Annotated in this window: 21 protein-coding genes; 10 read left to right on the forward strand and 11 right to left on the reverse strand. The window is 62.5% G+C overall.

Going from position 1 to position 16452, the window contains the following annotated elements; all coding sequences use genetic code 11:
* Positions 1-38: 38 nt before the first annotated feature.
* The 3 genes from IVB05_RS25975 to IVB05_RS25985 are packed head-to-tail and all read left to right on the forward strand — an operon-like array spanning position 39 to position 2241.
* On the forward strand, positions 39-788 hold the full coding sequence (locus IVB05_RS25975) for an ABC transporter ATP-binding protein (protein WP_247786934.1): 750 nt from the start codon (positions 39-41) through the stop codon (positions 786-788).
* Positions 785-1633, forward strand: coding sequence for an ABC transporter permease (locus IVB05_RS25980; protein WP_247778782.1), 849 nt, complete (start codon positions 785-787; stop codon positions 1631-1633). The genes IVB05_RS25975 and IVB05_RS25980 overlap by 4 nt, the downstream gene beginning before the upstream one ends.
* On the forward strand, positions 1630-2241 hold the full coding sequence (locus IVB05_RS25985) for a hypothetical protein (RefSeq protein ID WP_247778783.1): 612 nt from the start codon (positions 1630-1632) through the stop codon (positions 2239-2241). Before IVB05_RS25980 ends, IVB05_RS25985 begins: the two co-directional genes overlap by 4 nt.
* 134 nt (positions 2242-2375) lie before the next feature.
* Here the strand turns inward: IVB05_RS25985 and IVB05_RS25990 are convergent, their stop codons facing one another.
* The gene (locus IVB05_RS25990) at positions 2376-2951 is read right to left on the reverse strand and encodes a PQQ-dependent catabolism-associated CXXCW motif protein (RefSeq protein WP_247778784.1); all 576 of its coding nucleotides are present in this window, start codon (positions 2949-2951) and stop codon (positions 2376-2378) included.
* Positions 2948-3832, reverse strand: a complete 885-nt coding sequence (locus tag IVB05_RS25995) for a substrate-binding domain-containing protein (protein WP_247778786.1) — start codon at positions 3830-3832, stop codon at positions 2948-2950. Before IVB05_RS25995 ends, IVB05_RS25990 begins: the two co-directional genes overlap by 4 nt.
* A gap of 236 nt (positions 3833-4068) precedes the next feature.
* Between IVB05_RS25995 and IVB05_RS26000 the strand changes: the two genes are divergently transcribed.
* Positions 4069-4992 (forward strand): quinoprotein relay system zinc metallohydrolase 2, encoded by a 924-nt coding sequence (locus tag IVB05_RS26000; RefSeq protein ID WP_247778788.1) that lies wholly within the window; start codon positions 4069-4071, stop codon positions 4990-4992.
* A 54-nt stretch (positions 4993-5046) separates the two neighbouring features.
* Positions 5047-5865 (forward strand): quinoprotein dehydrogenase-associated SoxYZ-like carrier, encoded by an 819-nt coding sequence (locus tag IVB05_RS26005; RefSeq protein ID WP_247778789.1) that lies wholly within the window; start codon positions 5047-5049, stop codon positions 5863-5865.
* Positions 5866-5886: 21 nt separating this feature from the next.
* On the opposite strand, the gene IVB05_RS26010 is transcribed toward IVB05_RS26005, so the two are convergent.
* Entirely contained in the window at positions 5887-6246 is a 360-nt protein-coding gene (locus tag IVB05_RS26010; RefSeq protein ID WP_247778791.1) for a hypothetical protein, read from the reverse strand.
* Between the two features lie 86 nt (positions 6247-6332).
* On the opposite strand from IVB05_RS26010, the gene IVB05_RS26015 reads away from it, so the two are divergent.
* From IVB05_RS26015 to IVB05_RS26035, 5 genes are read left to right on the forward strand one after another with little or no spacing between them, the layout of a single operon-like run.
* Positions 6333-7307 carry an ABC transporter substrate-binding protein gene (locus IVB05_RS26015; RefSeq protein WP_247778792.1) on the forward strand — a complete coding sequence of 325 codons (975 nt, stop codon included), beginning with the start codon at positions 6333-6335 and terminating at the stop codon, positions 7305-7307.
* A gap of 1 nt (position 7308) precedes the next feature.
* Positions 7309-8046, forward strand: a complete 738-nt coding sequence (locus IVB05_RS26020; RefSeq protein ID WP_247778794.1) for an ABC transporter permease subunit — start codon at positions 7309-7311, stop codon at positions 8044-8046.
* Complete coding sequence (locus tag IVB05_RS26025) at positions 8036-8764, forward strand: ATP-binding cassette domain-containing protein (protein WP_247778795.1); 729 nt, start codon at positions 8036-8038, stop codon at positions 8762-8764. Before IVB05_RS26020 ends, IVB05_RS26025 begins: the two co-directional genes overlap by 11 nt.
* Positions 8765-8812: 48 nt before the next feature.
* A complete protein-coding gene (locus IVB05_RS26030) occupies positions 8813-9607 on the forward strand; it encodes a pentapeptide repeat-containing protein (RefSeq protein ID WP_247778797.1) in 795 nt (264 codons plus the stop codon).
* 35 nt (positions 9608-9642) lie between these two features.
* Positions 9643-9987: a hypothetical protein gene (locus tag IVB05_RS26035; RefSeq protein ID WP_247778798.1), complete on the forward strand. Its 345-nt coding sequence runs from the start codon at positions 9643-9645 to the stop codon at positions 9985-9987.
* 28 nt (positions 9988-10015) lie between these two features.
* Here the strand turns inward: IVB05_RS26035 and IVB05_RS26040 are convergent, their stop codons facing one another.
* From IVB05_RS26040 to IVB05_RS26075, 8 genes are all read right to left on the reverse strand, one after another.
* Positions 10016-10252, reverse strand: a complete 237-nt coding sequence (locus IVB05_RS26040; protein WP_247778799.1) for a hypothetical protein — start codon at positions 10250-10252, stop codon at positions 10016-10018.
* Positions 10253-10387: 135 nt separating this feature from the next.
* On the reverse strand, positions 10388-11146 hold the full coding sequence (locus IVB05_RS26045) for a hypothetical protein (protein ID WP_247778800.1): 759 nt from the start codon (positions 11144-11146) through the stop codon (positions 10388-10390).
* Positions 11147-11537: 391 nt separating this feature from the next.
* The gene (pqqA, locus tag IVB05_RS26050) at positions 11538-11618 is read right to left on the reverse strand and encodes a pyrroloquinoline quinone precursor peptide PqqA (protein WP_108512900.1); all 81 of its coding nucleotides are present in this window, start codon (positions 11616-11618) and stop codon (positions 11538-11540) included.
* 325 nt (positions 11619-11943) lie between these two features.
* A complete protein-coding gene (locus IVB05_RS26055) occupies positions 11944-12267 on the reverse strand; it encodes a hypothetical protein (RefSeq protein WP_247778801.1) in 324 nt (107 codons plus the stop codon).
* Positions 12268-12418: 151 nt separating this feature from the next.
* Positions 12419-12646, reverse strand: coding sequence for a hypothetical protein (locus IVB05_RS26060; RefSeq protein ID WP_247778802.1), 228 nt, complete (start codon positions 12644-12646; stop codon positions 12419-12421).
* Positions 12647-12854: 208 nt separating this feature from the next.
* The gene (locus IVB05_RS26065) at positions 12855-14351 is read right to left on the reverse strand and encodes an ABC transporter substrate-binding protein (protein ID WP_247778803.1); all 1497 of its coding nucleotides are present in this window, start codon (positions 14349-14351) and stop codon (positions 12855-12857) included.
* 56 nt (positions 14352-14407) lie between these two features.
* The gene (locus IVB05_RS26070) at positions 14408-15442 is read right to left on the reverse strand and encodes an oligopeptide/dipeptide ABC transporter ATP-binding protein (protein WP_247778804.1); all 1035 of its coding nucleotides are present in this window, start codon (positions 15440-15442) and stop codon (positions 14408-14410) included.
* The gene (locus IVB05_RS26075) at positions 15439-16452 is read right to left on the reverse strand and encodes an ABC transporter ATP-binding protein (RefSeq protein WP_247778805.1); all 1014 of its coding nucleotides are present in this window, start codon (positions 16450-16452) and stop codon (positions 15439-15441) included. Before IVB05_RS26075 ends, IVB05_RS26070 begins: the two co-directional genes overlap by 4 nt.

Consider the following 16452-nt stretch of genomic DNA (forward strand, 5'->3'; position numbering starts at 1 on the left):
ACACGCAGGACATCGCTTCCCGGCTAGACGCCGCGGAGATGCCGGCATTGTCGATCGACGGCGTCAGCCATACCTACGGCGCGCGACAGGCGCTGATCGACATCGGCTTCACGGTTGCGCCGGCCAGTTTCACGGCGCTGCTTGGCCTGAATGGCGCCGGCAAGAGCACGCTGTTCTCGCTGATCACGCGGCTGTTCGGAATCCAGCGCGGGCGTATCGGCATTTTCGGCCATGACGTCGCACATGCACCCGGCGAAGCATTGCGGCTGCTCGGCGTGGTATTTCAGCCCCGCACGCTCGATCTCGACCTCTCGGTAACGCAGAACCTGCTTTATCACGCCGCCCTGCACGGCATCGCCAGGCGCGATGCGCGCGCGCGCAGCGGCGAAGTGCTGGCCCGCATCGGCATTGCCGACCGCGCCGGCAGCAAGGTGCGCGACCTCTCCGGCGGCCAGATGCGGCGATTGGAAATCGCACGCGCACTGCTGCACCGCCCGCGTCTGCTCCTGCTCGACGAGGCAACCGTCGGCCTCGACGTCAAGGCCCGCGCCGACATCCTCAACCACGTCCGCCAGCTTGTTACCGAACAGGGAATAAGCGTGTTGTGGGCGACGCATCTGTTCGACGAGATCGGTTCAAACGACGATCTGGTAGTGCTGCATCAGGGCCGCGTACTGGCTCAGGGCAAGGTGGCGCGGGTTATCGCCGATACCGGCGGCAGCGATATCAACACGGCGTTCATGCGGCTGACCGGCTCCACCGCGCAGAGCGGGAGCCCAACGTCATGACATCAGCAGCCATGAGGCCGGTCCGAAGCGGATTCTCGCTCGCCGAATATTTCACCTGCCTGAGCGGCATTGTCTGGCGCGAGGCGCTTCGCTTCCTGCATCAGCGCGAACGCTTCATCTCGGCGCTGGTGCGGCCCCTGGTGTGGCTGTTCATCTTCGCCGCCGGCTTCCGTCAGGTGCTCGGCCTCTCCATCATCCCGCCATACGAAACCTACATCCTGTACGAGGTCTACATCGCGCCCGGCCTGATGGCGATGATCCAGCTCTTCAACGGCATGCAGTCTTCCCTCTCCATGGTCTATGACCGCGAGATGGGCAATATGCGGACATTGCTGGTGAGCCCGCTGCCGCGATGGTTTCTCCTGTCCTGCAAGCTTCTGGCGGGAACCGCGGTCTCGCTGCTTCAGGTGTATGCCTTCCTGCTGATCGCCTGGTTCTGGGATATCGCGCCGCCGCCGGCCGGCTATCTCACGGTGCTGCCGGCGCTGGTGCTATCAGGCCTGATGCTCGGTGCCCTGGGGATGCTGATCTCCTCAGGCATCAAGCAGCTTGAGAATTTTGCGGGCGTGATGAACTTTGTCATCTTCCCGATGTTCTTCGCCTCGTCAGCGCTCTATCCGCTGTGGCGCATCCTGGAGAGCAGCCCGATGCTTTACTACGTCTGCCTGTTCAATCCGTTCACGCATGCCGTGGAGCTGATACGTTTCGCGCTATATGGGCAAGTGAACTGGATCGCGCTCGCGGTCGTCGGCGGCTGCACGATCGCCTTCATGGTCGGCGCAATTTACGCCTACGATCCATCGCGCGGCCTGATACGTCGCGGGCCGGCCGGAGGCGAGACATGAGGCATCGGATCGCAATCGCGGCATTGCTCGCCGCTACGGTGACCGGCGGAATCTGCCATGCCGCCGATCCGCGCTATCCGGACTGGCCATGCGTGCAGGCCAAGGTGCCCGAGATTTCGCTTGCCGCGGTGTGGGCAGGCCCACCGCTCGACGACGTCTCCGGCAAGTGGAAGGACGATGCCAAGGTCAGTACGCTGGTCGCAAAGCTGGCGGCGAGGCGTACCCCTCTCGAGGAAGCGCAGAAGGCAATCACCGAATATCTGAACGGTGCAGCCGACAAGACCGGAAGCGGAAAACTGCTGTTTGCCGGCCTGTTCGATTCGCTCAATGCCCAACGCTCCCAGGTCTTGAACGGGCTGGAGCGCGTGACCCGCAAGCAGCGCGAGGCGGCCGACAAAATACGCGCTGATACGCTTTCCCTGCAGGCGCTGCAGGGAGAGTCCCAGCGCGATCAAGCCAAGATCGACGACCTCGGCAATCAGCTTGTTTGGCAGACGCGCATCTTCGAAGACCGGCAGCGCGTCATCAAATTCGTCTGCGAGGTGCCGACGGCGATCGACCAGCGTCTGTTCGCCCTCGGACGAACGATTCAGCAGGAAATCGAATAGCCGCTGGCAGGATGAGACCAAGTTGGGCCGAGACGACGGACCATCCCGTGCCCCGGACGCAAGCGGCTGGAGTGCTGCGAGACCAGCCCTATTCTACTTTGCATGGGGTTGTTTTCGACATTTTGTGTCCCGCCCTAATGCACCGATGGCGCCGCCTCGCCTGCCCGCGGTTCCGGCTGCGCCTCCATCAACGCCAGCCCGGCCCGTTCCCAGCCATCCGTTCCTTCGGAGTACCACGCAACGTTGGCGTAGCCGTAGGTTAGGATTCGCTTTGCCGCGTTCCAGGACATCCAGCAATCGGCCTGACAGTAAACCACCACCAGCGCGGTAGTGTTGCCCGCCGTCGCGCGGACGAGCCCCCGCCGCAGATAGTCTTCCGTCGCCGCCGCGAGCTTTCCGTAGCCAGTATCCGGCAGCCACACGCTGCCGGGAATGTTGAGCCGCGGCTGGTCGCGCCAGACCGTGCCTTGAGGAAGATTTGGCGGCTTCGGCGCGCGGGGCATTACGTCGATGAACACGCCCGCTTTTGCTTGCCAGATCGCGCCGGCCTCCGCGGTCGTCAGAACACGCGCGCCTGAGAGCGTCGCGGGAACCGGCGCACGGTAATCTTCCATGCGGTACCCGTCCGGTTCGGGAGGCCCTTCCTGCGCTGATGCCGAGACACTGAATGTGAATGCCGCAAGGATCAGACCTGCGAGCGATTCCTTCATGGCGCCTTCGTTGCCGTCTCCGCACCGATCGGCCGGTCGTTCTCGTCGAGCAAGGGAACGCCGAAGTCCAGCAGTATCTTGTTGATGGCGGGCTGGTTCTCCTGGATCAGGCGGTTGAGCAGCCGCTTCCAGTTCTGGTCCGCCCCGCGCACCCCCATGCCGATACGAAACGCCAATCGCGGGCCGGTCTTTTCCTTCACGAGGGGCGTGACATGGAGCGGCGGGTTCGCCTTCTTCGCATGGAAGCCCGCCATCGGTCCCCACAGAATGCCGGCGTCGATCTGACCCGACATCAGGTCGGCGATCATGGCCTCCGCTGACGAGTCCAGGCGGGTATCGACCATCAGCTGATATGGTCTGGCATTCGTCATCAGGCCGTTGACCGCCATGTTCGTGGCAGGCGGCGTGCCGGCCACGATGCCGATACGCTTGCCTTTCAGGCGCTCGTCTTCCAGCGTCGCAACGTCTTCGAGGCCGCTGCCCCGCTTGGCAACCAGCGCATAGGCGGTGCGGTAATAGGGATTGGTACCCTGGACCAGGTCGTCGCCTTGCGGGAAGCCCATAATGACGTCGCAACGATGCGCCCCGAGCGTCATCCGGACGAAGCCGGTCGCCTGCGGGAAATACATGTAGTCCAGCTTCTTCTGTAGTTTCTCCGCGAACAGCTCAGCGAGCTTGTTCTCGAATCCCTCGCCCTTTTCGTTGGAGAACGGCAGATTGTGCGGATCGGCACAGACACGCAGCACCTTGGGATCGACGAGTTCGATCGACAAATCGCCGGTTTCGTTGATCTGCGCGCGTGCGACATCGCGCCCGATGAGCACGGCGAAGATCGTCAGTATCGAAATCGTCAGCCAGCGCTTCTGCCCGGCATATGTCATCAAAAGCTGCTGCACTTCCGGCCCACCATTGTTGCCAACTTCGGAAAAGTATCGGCAACCCCGACGAACGAAGTTCCGTTGAAGCCGCAGACAAGCAAAATGCTAAGCTTGTCAATTGGCGCGTGCAACTGGAATAATCCCGATAGCGGCCTCATTGCCTGTGCTGCGACGCAAACGTAGGCGCGATGAAGCATGAAACTGCCGATAGCATTTCGTGGTGAGACGGAGGCCGAAATATGGCTCATCCCGCATTGATCCTTGCCGCGCTCGCGATGCTCGCTACGGCGACAGCTTCGTTCGCGCAGCAGCGGGAGTTGCCCGTGAACTCCGTTGCGGATGGCGTGTTCGTGCACAACGGCCACACCGCACAGATGACGCGCGAGAACGACGGCGCGATCGCCAATGTCGGTTTCATCGTTGGCGAGGATGCGGTCGCCGTGATCGACACGGGTGGCAGCCTCCGCGAGGGACGACAATTGATTGCTGCCATTCGTGCCCGGACCGGCAAGCCGATCCGCTACGTCATCAATACGCACGGCCATCCCGATCACGTTTTCGGCAATGGCGCCTTCGTGCAGGATGGCACAACCTTCGTCGGCCACGCAAACCTGCCACGTGCGTTGGCCGCGCGCGGACAATTCTATCTCGATGCATTTCGCCGGACCATGGGCGACGAGCTGATCGACGAGATACGGATCGTGCCGCCAACGCTGCTCGTCAGCGGCACGCTCAACCTGGACCTCGGCCGACGAACCCTCGTCTTGCGGGCGTGGCCTGCCGCGCATAGCGATTGCGATCTCACGGTGCTCGATGAAAAAACCGGAACTCTGTTCGCGGGCGATCTGGTGTTTCTGGCCCACACGCCCGTACTGGACGGCAGCATCCGCGGCTGGCTGGCCGCACTCGGCGAGCTCGGCGCCCTATCAGCACAACGCGTGGTTCCCGGTCACGGTCCTGTGAGCGGATGGCCGGGCGCGCTCGCCGACGAGCGCCGCTATCTCCAAACGCTGGCCTCAGACGTACGCGGGCTCGTCGCCCGCGGTGAGCCGATCGCGGCGGCTGGCACGGCAGCGAACTCCGAGCGATCCCGATGGGAATTGTTCGACGACTTCAACACCCGCAACGCAACCGCAGCATTTTCGGAAATTGAATGGGAATAGCGCGCGCGTTGCCCTATATTGCGTGCGTTGCTTCCATTCCAATGAAGGTGGTGCATGCCCGGATCTCTTTTCCGCCTGCTCGGCGTCGCTGGCTTGCTGTTGTTCGGCGCGCCGCTGACGCTTGCGGCAACATCAAACGACCCCTGGCCCGGCCTGGTCCAGGACATCTTTAACAACCGGCCGATCAACGATGGCAGCGACGTGATCGCCATCGAAATGCCGTCCCGAGCCGAAGATGCCGCCATCGTGCCGGTGACCTTGCGAACGAAGCTTTCGCCCGGTGATATCAGGCAGGTGTTGAGCATTACGCTGGTCATCGACCAGAACCCCGCGCCGATGGCGGCAAAATTCCAGCTCGGGCCGGACGCCAAAGTGTCTGAGATCTCCACCCGCGTCCGCGTCAACAACTACACCGATGTTCATGCGGTAGCCGAGCTCAGCGACGGCAAACTTTACATGGTCAAGACCTATGTGAAGGCGTCCGGCGGCTGCTCGGCGCCTGCCGCCAAGAACGCCGACGAAGCCAAGGGCAGGCTCGGCCAGATGCGCTACCGGCAGTTCGGAAAAGCCGGTGAAGGCCCCGCCAGCGGCATGCGCGAGGCACAGATCATGATCGGGCATCCCAACAATTCCGGCCTGCAGATGGACCAGGTCACGCACCTCTATGTCCCGGCCTTCTTCGTCAACGAACTGCGGCTTTGGCAGGACGACAGCCTGGTGTTGACCATGGAAGGCGGCATTTCAATTTCGGAAGATCCCAATATCAGGTTCACCTACGCGTCGAATGGCGCGAAAGAGTTCCGCGCCGAGGCCAAGGATACTGAGGGACACGTCTTCCAGCGCGAGTGGAAGATCGACGATTCCGGGATTTGACGCCGAGCCGCGTATAACGCCTCAGAAACAGCGCACTTCCGCTTCGGCCTGGGCCCGCCTGAGTTCGTTGAGCGCGCTTGCCGCCTGCTCTGATGTGCGGAACTGCCCGCCCAGATTTCCCCGGACCTGCGACATGCTGAGGACGGTTTCGGCCGTGACATACCGCGCAAAGGGCACGAGCGAAGCGACAACGTCGATCGAACAGGAGCATTGCTCGATCGCCTGCCGCGTCTCGCCATTCGCTTTCAGGCAACCGAAAACATATTCGACGCGCGCCGATGTCGGATAGTCGTTGATGTCCTGGGCGTGCGTGGTCACGGCCATCGTCATCAGCGCTATCAACGCGGCGACAATACGTCGTACCGATCCGACAAGCATCATCGTCTTCCTCCCACTGCTAACCGTGGAAGCTATGCTATGACTGCCCTGCTGAAAAGCAGACGTTAGAGGAAACGGCTCAACGGACCATGAAACTTCTTGTTCGCATGCTGCTTGCTACGATTGTTCTGGTCTCGCTCGGCACGTGCTGCAGCGCCGAGGCTTTACGCGTTGCGGTGCAGAAGACCGGAACATTCGCCTGGGAACTCGCAGTGATCCGCGCGCACGGCCTCGACAAGCGGGCCAACCTTTCGGTCCAGGTTCTCGAACTGGCGAGCCCCGAGGCGGGCAAGATCGCGCTTCGCGCCGGAAACGCCGACATTGTGGTCACCGACTGGCTTTGGGTGTCCCGCGAACGCGGACTTGGCGCCAAACTGACATTCTATCCTTATTCGAGCGCGCTCGGCGCCGTAATGGTGCCTGCCGCATCACCGATCCAGAGCTTAGCCGATCTTAGGGGCCGCAGGCTCGCCGTCGCGGGTGGGCCGATCGACAAGAGCTGGCTGCTGCTGCTGGCGTGGTTGAAGCAGGGCGGCATCGACCTGAAGTCGGAGGCGACAATCGCGTACGGCGCGCCACCGCTGCTGGCTGCGAAGACGCTCAGCGGCGAAATGGATGCGACCTTGAACTACTGGAATTTCTGCGCCGGACTGGAAGCGAAGGGTTTTCGCCGCGTCGCCGGCATTGAGGATCTGCTGCCGAAACTCGGCGCCAAGGGCCGCACCGCGATGATCGGCTACGTCTTCGACGAAAAGTGGGCGAACGCAAACCAGGACAAGATTGCCCGCTTCATCGCCATGACCCGCGCGGCGAAAGAGATCCTGTCGACCTCGGATGCGGAGTGGGAGAAAATTGCGCCACTGACCGGCGCTCCCGATGCCGCAACGTTGCGCGCCTATCGCGATCGCTATCGGGAGGGAATTCCGCGTCGCCCGGTCGCAGACGAAGAAGCCGACGCACGCATTCTCTACCGCGTGCTGGCTGACATCGGCGGCCGCGAACTTGTCGGGCCGGCGCGTGAACTCGATTCCGGAACATTCTATCACGCGATCCCGGGAGACTGAGGTGCCGCGTCTGCTGTCATTCGCCGTGCTGCTCGCAACCTGGTGGATCGCCTCGCTGTTTGCCGGAGACGCGAAGCTGCCACCTCCCCCCACCGTGCTCACGGCCATGATTGCGGAAGCGAGGTCGGGTGACTTGTTCTTCCATCTCGGCGTGACATTGGTGCGCGTTGCGCTCGCCTTCACGCTGGCGATGACGCTGGGCGCCGCCATCGGATACCTGATGGGCCGGGTACGGCTTGCCGATCGGCTGGTCGACCCCTGGCTGATCCTGCTGCTCAATCTGCCGGCGCTCGTGGTCATCGTGCTCGCCTACATCTGGGCTGGATTGACTGAAGTCGCCGCTATTGCCGCAATCGCCATCAACAAGCTCCCGACGGCTGTCGTTACGCTGCGCGAGGGCGCGCGTGCCCTCGACGCGGCGCTCGACGAAATGGCGACAGTGTTTGCGTTGCCGCGCTGGAAGAAGTTCCGGCACGTCATTTTGCCGCAACTGTCGCCCTATATCGCAGCCGCCGCGCGATCAGGGCTTTCCCTGGTCTGGAAGATCGTCCTTGTTGCGGAATTACTCGGACGTCCGAACGGTGTTGGCTTCGAGATTGGCGTGGCGTTCCAGCTGTTCGACATTCCGCTATTGCTTGCCTATTCACTGAGCTTCGCGGCGGTCGTGCTCCTCATTGAAACCTTGTTGGTGCAGCCATTTGAGGCCCGGCTATCCCGGTGGCGTCCCCGTGCGGCTTGAGGTCGATATCGCCAGCAAGACGTTCAAGAACGCAGCGGGCGAACAGCACGACGTGATCGCCGGCGTGGCCTTCGCGCTTGATGCCGGAGAGGTTGGTGTACTGGTCGGTCCATCCGGCTGCGGCAAGAGTACGATGCTCAGGATTCTCACCGGCCTCGACCCCGACTTTCAGGGGCGCGTCTCGCGTCCTGCCGGCGCGCGGATCGGCTTCGTGTTCCAGGAGCCGCGGCTGCTGCCCTGGCGGTCGGTCGAAGAAAATGTACGACTTGCCGCGCCCCTGGCCGATGAAGCGAAACTTTCAGCGCTGTTCGAGATTCTGGAATTGAACGCGCATCGCAACCATTTTCCCGGCGAACTATCGCTAGGTCTGGCCCGGCGCGTCGCGCTCGCCCGAGCGTTCGCCGTCGAGCCGGCCTTCCTCATTCTCGACGAACCGCTGGCCTCACTCGATGCCGCCCTCGCCGCCCGTATGCGCGATCAGATCGCCATGTTGATGGACAACCGTTCCATGATAACGCTGCTGGTTACCCATGACGTGGACGACGCGGTTCGCCTCGGCGACCGCCTGTTCCTGCTGTCGCCGCGACCGGCCCGGATTGTCGCCGACCTGCCTGTCCGCACACCGCGCGGCGAGCGCGGAGATGCCGAGATCGCCGCAATCAAGCTGGACGTCATGCGGCGGATCAATGGCGATCCCCCCGGGCAGGAAAGCTCATAGGCAGTGCTTGAGGCCGGTGCTAGGATTACGTCACAGGCGGGGTTAGAGATGAAACGCTCGATCGGAACCGCAGCGCTCGGTCTTGCTCTTTTGACCATGACGGCAACGGCGCAGGACATGATGCGTCACGTGGACCTGTCGTCACCCGATATGGTCTCGGCCGAAATGACCCGCGGAGAGGTCGAGGCCGCGCTCGCTGCGGCGACCGCCACCGCGCCCGCCGATTTCACAGGAAAGAGATTATCCGGTCTCGACCTCTCCGGGCTCAACCTGTCCGGCGCGAGTTTTCGCGCGGCACGTCTCAACAGGACAAAGCTCGCCGGCGCCAAGCTCGACCGTGCAATCCTCGACCAGGCATGGCTGCTCGAGGCGGACCTGACCGGCGCAAGCCTGAAGGGCGCAAACCTGTTCGCCTCGCAGATGGTTCGCGCCCGTCTGGACGGCGCCGATCTCTCGGGAGCACGCATCGCTGCCGATCTCACCGGCGCGAGCCTCGTCGGAGCTTCGATCGCGGATGCAAATCTGGGCGCCGACATGCGCAACCAGTCGATGGGCCTGATGCGCGCAATTCTGAAATCCGCCAATCTGGAACGGCTGAACGCACGCGGCGCCGACCTGTCGCGCGTCGATCTTGAGTTTGCCGTGCTGAAGGGCGGTGACCTCACGGGTGCTTCGCTCAAGAGGGCCCAACTCGGGGGAGCCGACTTGACCGGTATCACCGTCATCGATACCGATTTCGATGGTGCCGATCTCGATTCAGCCAGGTTGATCGCCCCAATCGGCCTCGACCGGGCGAGAAATTTCGATAAGGCCAAAAATCGAGACCGTCTGATAAAGCAATGACGGCTCTGAACGCTCCGCGATGAAAGGATTGCCCGATGCGATGGACCCTGGCTTTGGCGGCCCTGCTGTCAGCGAGCGCCAATGAAGTGGCCGCGCAGGGAAAAGGCGTCCGATTGTGGAATCTGACCACCGCGACCATTTCGGAGTTTCAGCTTTCCCTGCCCGGAAAGAACGACTGGGGTCCCAACCAGACCCTGAACGACAAGGACAAGGAAGTCGACCACGACGAACGTCTGCGCATCACGGGGGTGGAGCCGGGACGCTATGACGCCAAGGTCGGCTATCGCGGCTCGAAACATTGCTTTGTGCGCGGCATCGAGATCAAGGCCGACGCCGTGTTTTCGATCGCGGACAAGGATTTGAAGGACTGCAACAAGTAGCCGCTACAGCCTTCTCGCCGACGATGGTTCAGCCTGCGGACCACACGGCGTCCTGGAATGCCTTTTGGTTGTTACGTGGATATTCGCAGCGCCATTTCACCGCGGTCCATTTCGGATGCTCGCCAACCCACTGCGCGATGTAGGGCTGCGCAGCCATGACGCACTGCCGTAACGAAACATCTGAAGAAAAGACCAGATGGGTTTCCTCGCAGGTGGTCGGCGAGAGCACCGCACAAACGGTCACGATCAAATCTATCGGAGTCATGGCTGATATCCCTTGAATTGCTCCCGAATTAATAACGCAAAAAGCTACGGTAACGGGTGCGTAAAGTTTCACTACCCCGTGAAAAGCCGGAACCGGGCCGCGCGGCGCCGCCAGCTCTAAAAGTCGCCTCCAGCCCTAAAAGTTAACACCAAATATCAAGCGTGCCTGATGGCGTTCGAAATTGACGAGATCAAGGCTGGCTATTGACCCCGCCGGACGCCCCCACGCCTGAACGCTCCAGCTTGCGGTCAGCCGCGAGCGTTTCGACAATTGGAAGTATGCCGTTGGACCGACAAACAACGCCTGCCCTGCAAGTTCCTCCAAACCGATCCCTTCGTATTTCCGCAAGTAACGCGCTTCACCGCCCAGGAGGAAACCGGGACGCAACTGCGCCATCAGCGCAAGTGCCACACCTGCGGTGGATTCCCGCTCCATCACACCACTGCCGACAAGGCGCGTCCACTCCGGTTCGTAGATCAGGTTGAACGCCGCAACGACGCGGTTCGGCACGAGCTCCCGGTCGAACGCCAGCCTGAACTCCGTTCCGAAACTCCGGACCGTTTCGGCCGTCGCCTCATCGACACGATGCGCGTGCGCTTCCGCCGCGAAAGTGAGCCCGAACAGGGCCGTTTCCCGGTCGAGAAAGCGGTAGCGCAAATCGAGCGACCCGCCCTGCCACGACAGCCGGCGCTGGTCGTCAAGACCTGGCACACCGCTGATCAGGTGCGACGCAAACGTGCTTCCGATCTCTATTCGAAAATTCCGGACAGGCACAAACTCCAGCTCGAACTCCTGGCCGACGGCCCGATAACGGCCGCCGTTCTTGCCGAAGCGTCCGGTCGTCTCGCTTTGAAACTCCCGTTCGCCGACATTGCCGACATCGGTTCCGATCATGAAGCCGAACACATGCTCGGTATCGATGCCCTCGGCATGGACGCAGGCCGGCAGCAGCGCAGCAAGAGACACGACCGCCGCCTGGAGGGTCTTTGCACGCGCAGATATTCGCATTCAGCGGGTCATGGGGTTGAACCGGTAAAATCCGGCAGAGTCGGCCGAGGACATACCCTAGCATGATGCTGGGACCATCGGCGAGCCACGGGAACATGTGGGAAAGAGAAATCGGGACGGGATCGCCATCCGGGCGACCGTCTACATTGGGATTCGCGCCCTGCTCTTGATGCAGGTGGTGGAGAACTTCCAAGGATCATACAGCTTGAGATCGTACAGCTTGCCCGACCCGCAGCAACAGACCGTTGCCGGAGCCGGGCAGACCGTTTCGACGCGTCTATTGACGCGCCGCGCAGGCGTACATGTTGATTTCCATGCCCACCGGCACTTCCACAATCTTCGGAGTTTTCCAACTCATCAGGGTTTCTCCCAAGCAGTGCTGGCACGACATTCGTGCCGGCACCAAAACTAGGTTGACCTCGAACGTAGCGCAAGCTCGGAACATCAGACATTGACGGCATACCGGCGCATCTGACGCCGGAAACTTCCCTCTTGGGCAAAGCCACTTCGCTCTTGGACAAGGCGAACGAGCGAAAGCGACGAATCGACGTATACGTCGCGTCGGTCACGATTGGCGAATTCGGTTCGCCTAACAAAACCTGTCTGTTGCAGTCGGACACTTCGGGGATGTCGGAGAGCCGGCCGAAGCGCCGACAATCCGACACCGCCTGAGCTACACGCCCTCAGCAATCCTTGTCTGCGTCTGCGGTCTTGCTGTCCGCTTTGGCGCCTTCGGCCTGCTGTGCCGCCGGTGGTTCGCCCTGCATCTGCCGCTGCGTATCCTGCGAAGACGCCGCAACGTCTCCGGTCTTTTGATTCATCGTTTCGGTCGGCGGATGTCGATCGGTGCTGCCGGCCATACCCGTCGTCTGGCTGTCGCCCATCTTGGCCGGCCCGGAGCCTGCGTCCTTCAGGCTGGCGGATCGGCCTGTATCACAGGGACCTGCCAACGCTGCGCCGGTGCTCAAAACCAGGATGGAGCAACCAGCAATCATGAACTGTTTCATTTTCATCTGTCTCTCCTGTTCTCGTGAAGCACGCACACCGTGATGAGGGGCAACCGACACGTTGTCTGCAGGTTCCGGGTGGTTACGCGAATCTCGACATGTTTAATCTGGCGCACGATTTTTTTTGACGAGGACAGCCCATGGAACCGATTCACCGAAGGTTGATCAGTTTTCTTTTCGCGTTGGGCCTTGTGTCGGGAGCCTTTGCGCAGGACAGGCAGCCTGACCAAACCGCGCCAAATGCCGAGACCGCCGCGCCCGCCAACGGGCCGTCATTGACCGGAAAAGAACGCATGGGCAGGAAGTGGATGGACGAGCAACGGATCGACAATTGCAACGTGCCGATCGACAAGCGCGGGAGCAGGCCACGATCCAGCATCTGCCCGCATGTTCCGTCGGGATGATCGGCGACGACGGAGAAAGGGCACGGCTGCGCAAGCAATATGGTCCAGCGCTGTCGCCCTTGTCCGCGACACGACGCACCGAGATGAACTCACGCAGCGCCACGGTTCAGCCACACGGCATCAGCCCTGCGATGAAGACCAAAGCAGCGGCTCGTCGTGCCCGCCGCGGTTAATCCCAGGCGGTTAATCCCAGGACCAGGCGGAGAAGTCGTTCTCGAATTGCGGGACTTCCTTCCACACGCCCTTCAGCTTCTTGTTCGCGATGGTGATCCATTGCGGCTGGAACAGGAAGCCGGCGACCGCGTCGGTCGCTAGCATGCGCTGTGCGTCGCCGAGCAGTTTGGCGCGCTCGGCCTCGGCCGGTGTTGCCCTGATCTGCTGGTAGAGCGCATTGAAGGCCTCGTTGTTATAACCGAGATAATAGTCGGACTCGGTTATCTTCACGAGATCGAACGGCTCGACATGCGAGATGATGGTGAGATCGAAATTGTGCGGACCGTTGCCGGCAAACACCTGCGACAGCCACTGCGCCCATTCGACGTTCTCGATCTTGGCGATGATGCCGACCTTGGCGAGCTGGGCTGCGAGGACTTCGCCGCCCTGCCGCGCGTAAGGCGGCGGCGGCAGCTTGAGGCTGAGCTCAAGCGGCGTCTTCACGCCGGCCTCCGCCAACAGCTTCTTGGCCTTTTCGGGGTCGTAGGGATTGATGCCTGTCGTGTCGACATAACCCAGCGATCCCGGCGTATAGAAGCTGCCGATCGGCGCGCCAAAGCCATCGACGGCGCCGTCGATCATCGCCTTGCGATCGATGGCAGCGAGAATGGCGCGGCGAACCCGCACATCGTCGAGCGGCTTCTTCCGTTCGTTGATGCCGACGATGGTCTTGGCCCTGGAGCCGCCGATCAACACATTGAAGCGCGGATCGGCCTTGAACTGCGCCACGCTGCGCGCCACTGCGGCGCGCGGAAACGCGTCGATGTCGCCCGACAGCAGCGCCGCGACCTGCGCGGAGGGATCGCTGATGAAGCGGATGGTCACCTTGGAAAGCTTGATCGCGGCGGCGTTGCGATAATCGGGCCATTTGCTCAGAGTGATCGACGATCCCTTGGCCCAGGCGCCGAGTGTATAGGGTCCAGTGCCGACCGGCTGCGTCGCATTGGTCGGCGCGCTCTTCGGCTCGACGATCGAGCCGCCCGCCTGACCGAGCAGGAACGGCAGGTTCGGTTCGGAATATTTGAGCGCGACCACGATCGTCTCCGCATCGGGCGCGGTGACCTGCTCAAACGCCTGGTACAGGCTCTTGTCCTTGTTGGTGCTGGTCGGCACCGCGTTGCGATCATAGGAGAACTTTACCGCCGCGGAATCGAACGGCTCGCCGTTATGGAATTTGACGCCCTTGCGGAGCTTGAATGTATAGGTCTTCAGGTCGGCCGACGCCTGCCAGCTCTCGGCGAGCAACGGCGATACCGAACCGTCCTCGTTGATCTTGGTCAGGGTCTCATAGAGGTTATAGAGCGTGACCTCGGCGATCGCCGCAGCCGCTGCGTTGGTGGGATCGAGCCCCGGCGGCTCCAGCCCCATGCCCATGACGACGCTGTCCTTCTTGCCCTGCGCGAGGCTCGGCAGCGGCGTTGCGGCGAACGCGGCGATAAGTGCAAAAACAGCTAGTTTCCTGAACATTCACTTGCTCCCCTGACATATCGCGTGACCAGACTAAGCCAGTCCCGCACAAAAGACTAACTCTCCTCCGACGACACTGGAGGCAATGCCATCACGGCCTCGGCGTGGTGGCATGCCGCAAGGTGCGCCGTTCCGAAATTGCGCAGCGCCGGCGCGGTGTCGCGGCAATGCTGGTCGGCCAGTGGACAGCGCGATGCGTAGGCGCACCCTGTCGCGCCGGTCGACTGCGAAGCGATCGACTGGGCGCCGCGGCGGCGGCGTACCCCACCGGCGCGGGCGCGCGGCACGGCCTCGAGCAACGCCCGCGTGTAGGGGTGGGCGCAATGCGCGAACAGATCCTCAGGGCTCCCCTGCTCGACGATCCGCCCGAGATACATCACCGCGATCTCGTCGCAGAGATAATCCACCACCGCGAGATCGTGGCTGATCAGGATGTAGCTCAACCCAAACTGATCCTGCAGGTCTTGCAGAAGATTGAGCACCTGCGCCTGCACGGAGACGTCGAGTGCGCTGACCGGCTCGTCGGCGACAATCAGTTTTGGCTGGGTGATCAGCGCACGCGCGATCGCGATGCGCTGACGCTGGCCGCCGGAGAATTCATGCGGAAACTTGTCCATGTCGGCGTCGCGCAGCCCGACCTGCCCCAGCACGCCGGCAACGCGCTGACGCAGCGTGGCGCGATCCATGCGCCCGAGCGCGGTCAAAGGCTCCGCGACGATACGCGCAATGGTCTGTCGTGGGTCTAGCGAGCCATAGGGATCCTGAAACACCATCTGGAAATCACGCCGGGCGCGGCGCAATTCGCCAGCCGGCATCCGGTGCAGGTCACGGCCCATCAGCGACACCGACCCCGACGAGGGCTGCTCCAGCGCCATCACCAGCCGCGCGAAGGTCGACTTGCCCGATCCGGACTCGCCGACCACGCCGAGGCTTCGGCCTGCCATCACCTGCGCGGTGACGCCGTTGAGCGCGTGCACCTGCCCGGCCGGCTTGAACACGCTTTCGCGCGGCAGCGTGTAGCGCTGCGCCAGATCCTTTACATCGAGCAGCGGCAGTTCGGCGGACGGTAACGATTGGTCCAGCATGGTCATGCGCCCAAAACTCCGACCGCCTCAGCCATTGAAACATCCGTCCTGAGACAGCGCACGCCATGGCCGGCGCCGACGTCCACCGCGGCCGGAAGCGCCACGCGGCAACGATCCTCGACGATCGCGCAGCGGTCAGCGAAGGTGCACCCCGAGGGCAGATCGGCAAGCTCGGGTACGGTGCCGGCGATCGTCTGCAGCCGGGTCCCCTTGCGCGCACCAAGGCGCGGGCGGGCGCGAAACAGACCCTGCGTGTAGGGATGCCCCATGCGCGTGAACACGGCATCCGTCGCGCCGCTTTCGACGACGGTGCCGCCATACATCACCATCATACGCTGCACATTCTCGGCGATGACGCCGAGATCGTGCGAGATAAGAATCATCGACATGCCGCGCTCGGCAACGAGGTCTGCGATCAAATCGAGGATCTGTCCCTGGATGGTGACGTCGAGCGCCGTGGTCGGCTCATCGGCGATCAGCACGTCGGGCTGGCAGGCCAGCGCCATGGCAATGGTAACACGCTGCCGCTGGCCCCCCGAGAACTGGTGCGGATAGGCATCGACGCGTTTCGCCGCATCGGGAAGCCCGACACGATCGAGCAAGGCGATGGCTTCCTTGCGGGCCTCTGCCGCCGAGCAATTGGTGTGACGCCGCAGCGGCTCGGCCACCTGACGGCCGATCGTGTGCATCGGATTGAGCGCAGTCATCGGCTCCTGGAAGATCATGCTGATGCGATTGCCGCGCAGCTTGCAGTAATTCGCATCCGACAGGCCCACCAGTTCGCTGCCGTCGAGCCGGATGCTGCCGCTGACGACGGCGCTGTCGGGCAGCAGGCCCATCAGCGCGAGCGCGGTGACGGACTTGCCGCATCCGGATTCACCGACGAGACCCAGGGTTTCGCCGCGCTTCAGCGAGAAACTGATGCCGCGAACGGCCTGCGCCGGACCGCGGCTGGTGTTGAGCCGGACGCCGAGATCCCTGACCTCGATCAAAGGCGCGTTGGCGGACTTGCTCAT

The sequence above is a fragment of the Bradyrhizobium sp. 170 genome, assembly GCF_023101085.1.
GTDB lineage: Bacteria > Pseudomonadota > Alphaproteobacteria > Rhizobiales > Xanthobacteraceae > Bradyrhizobium.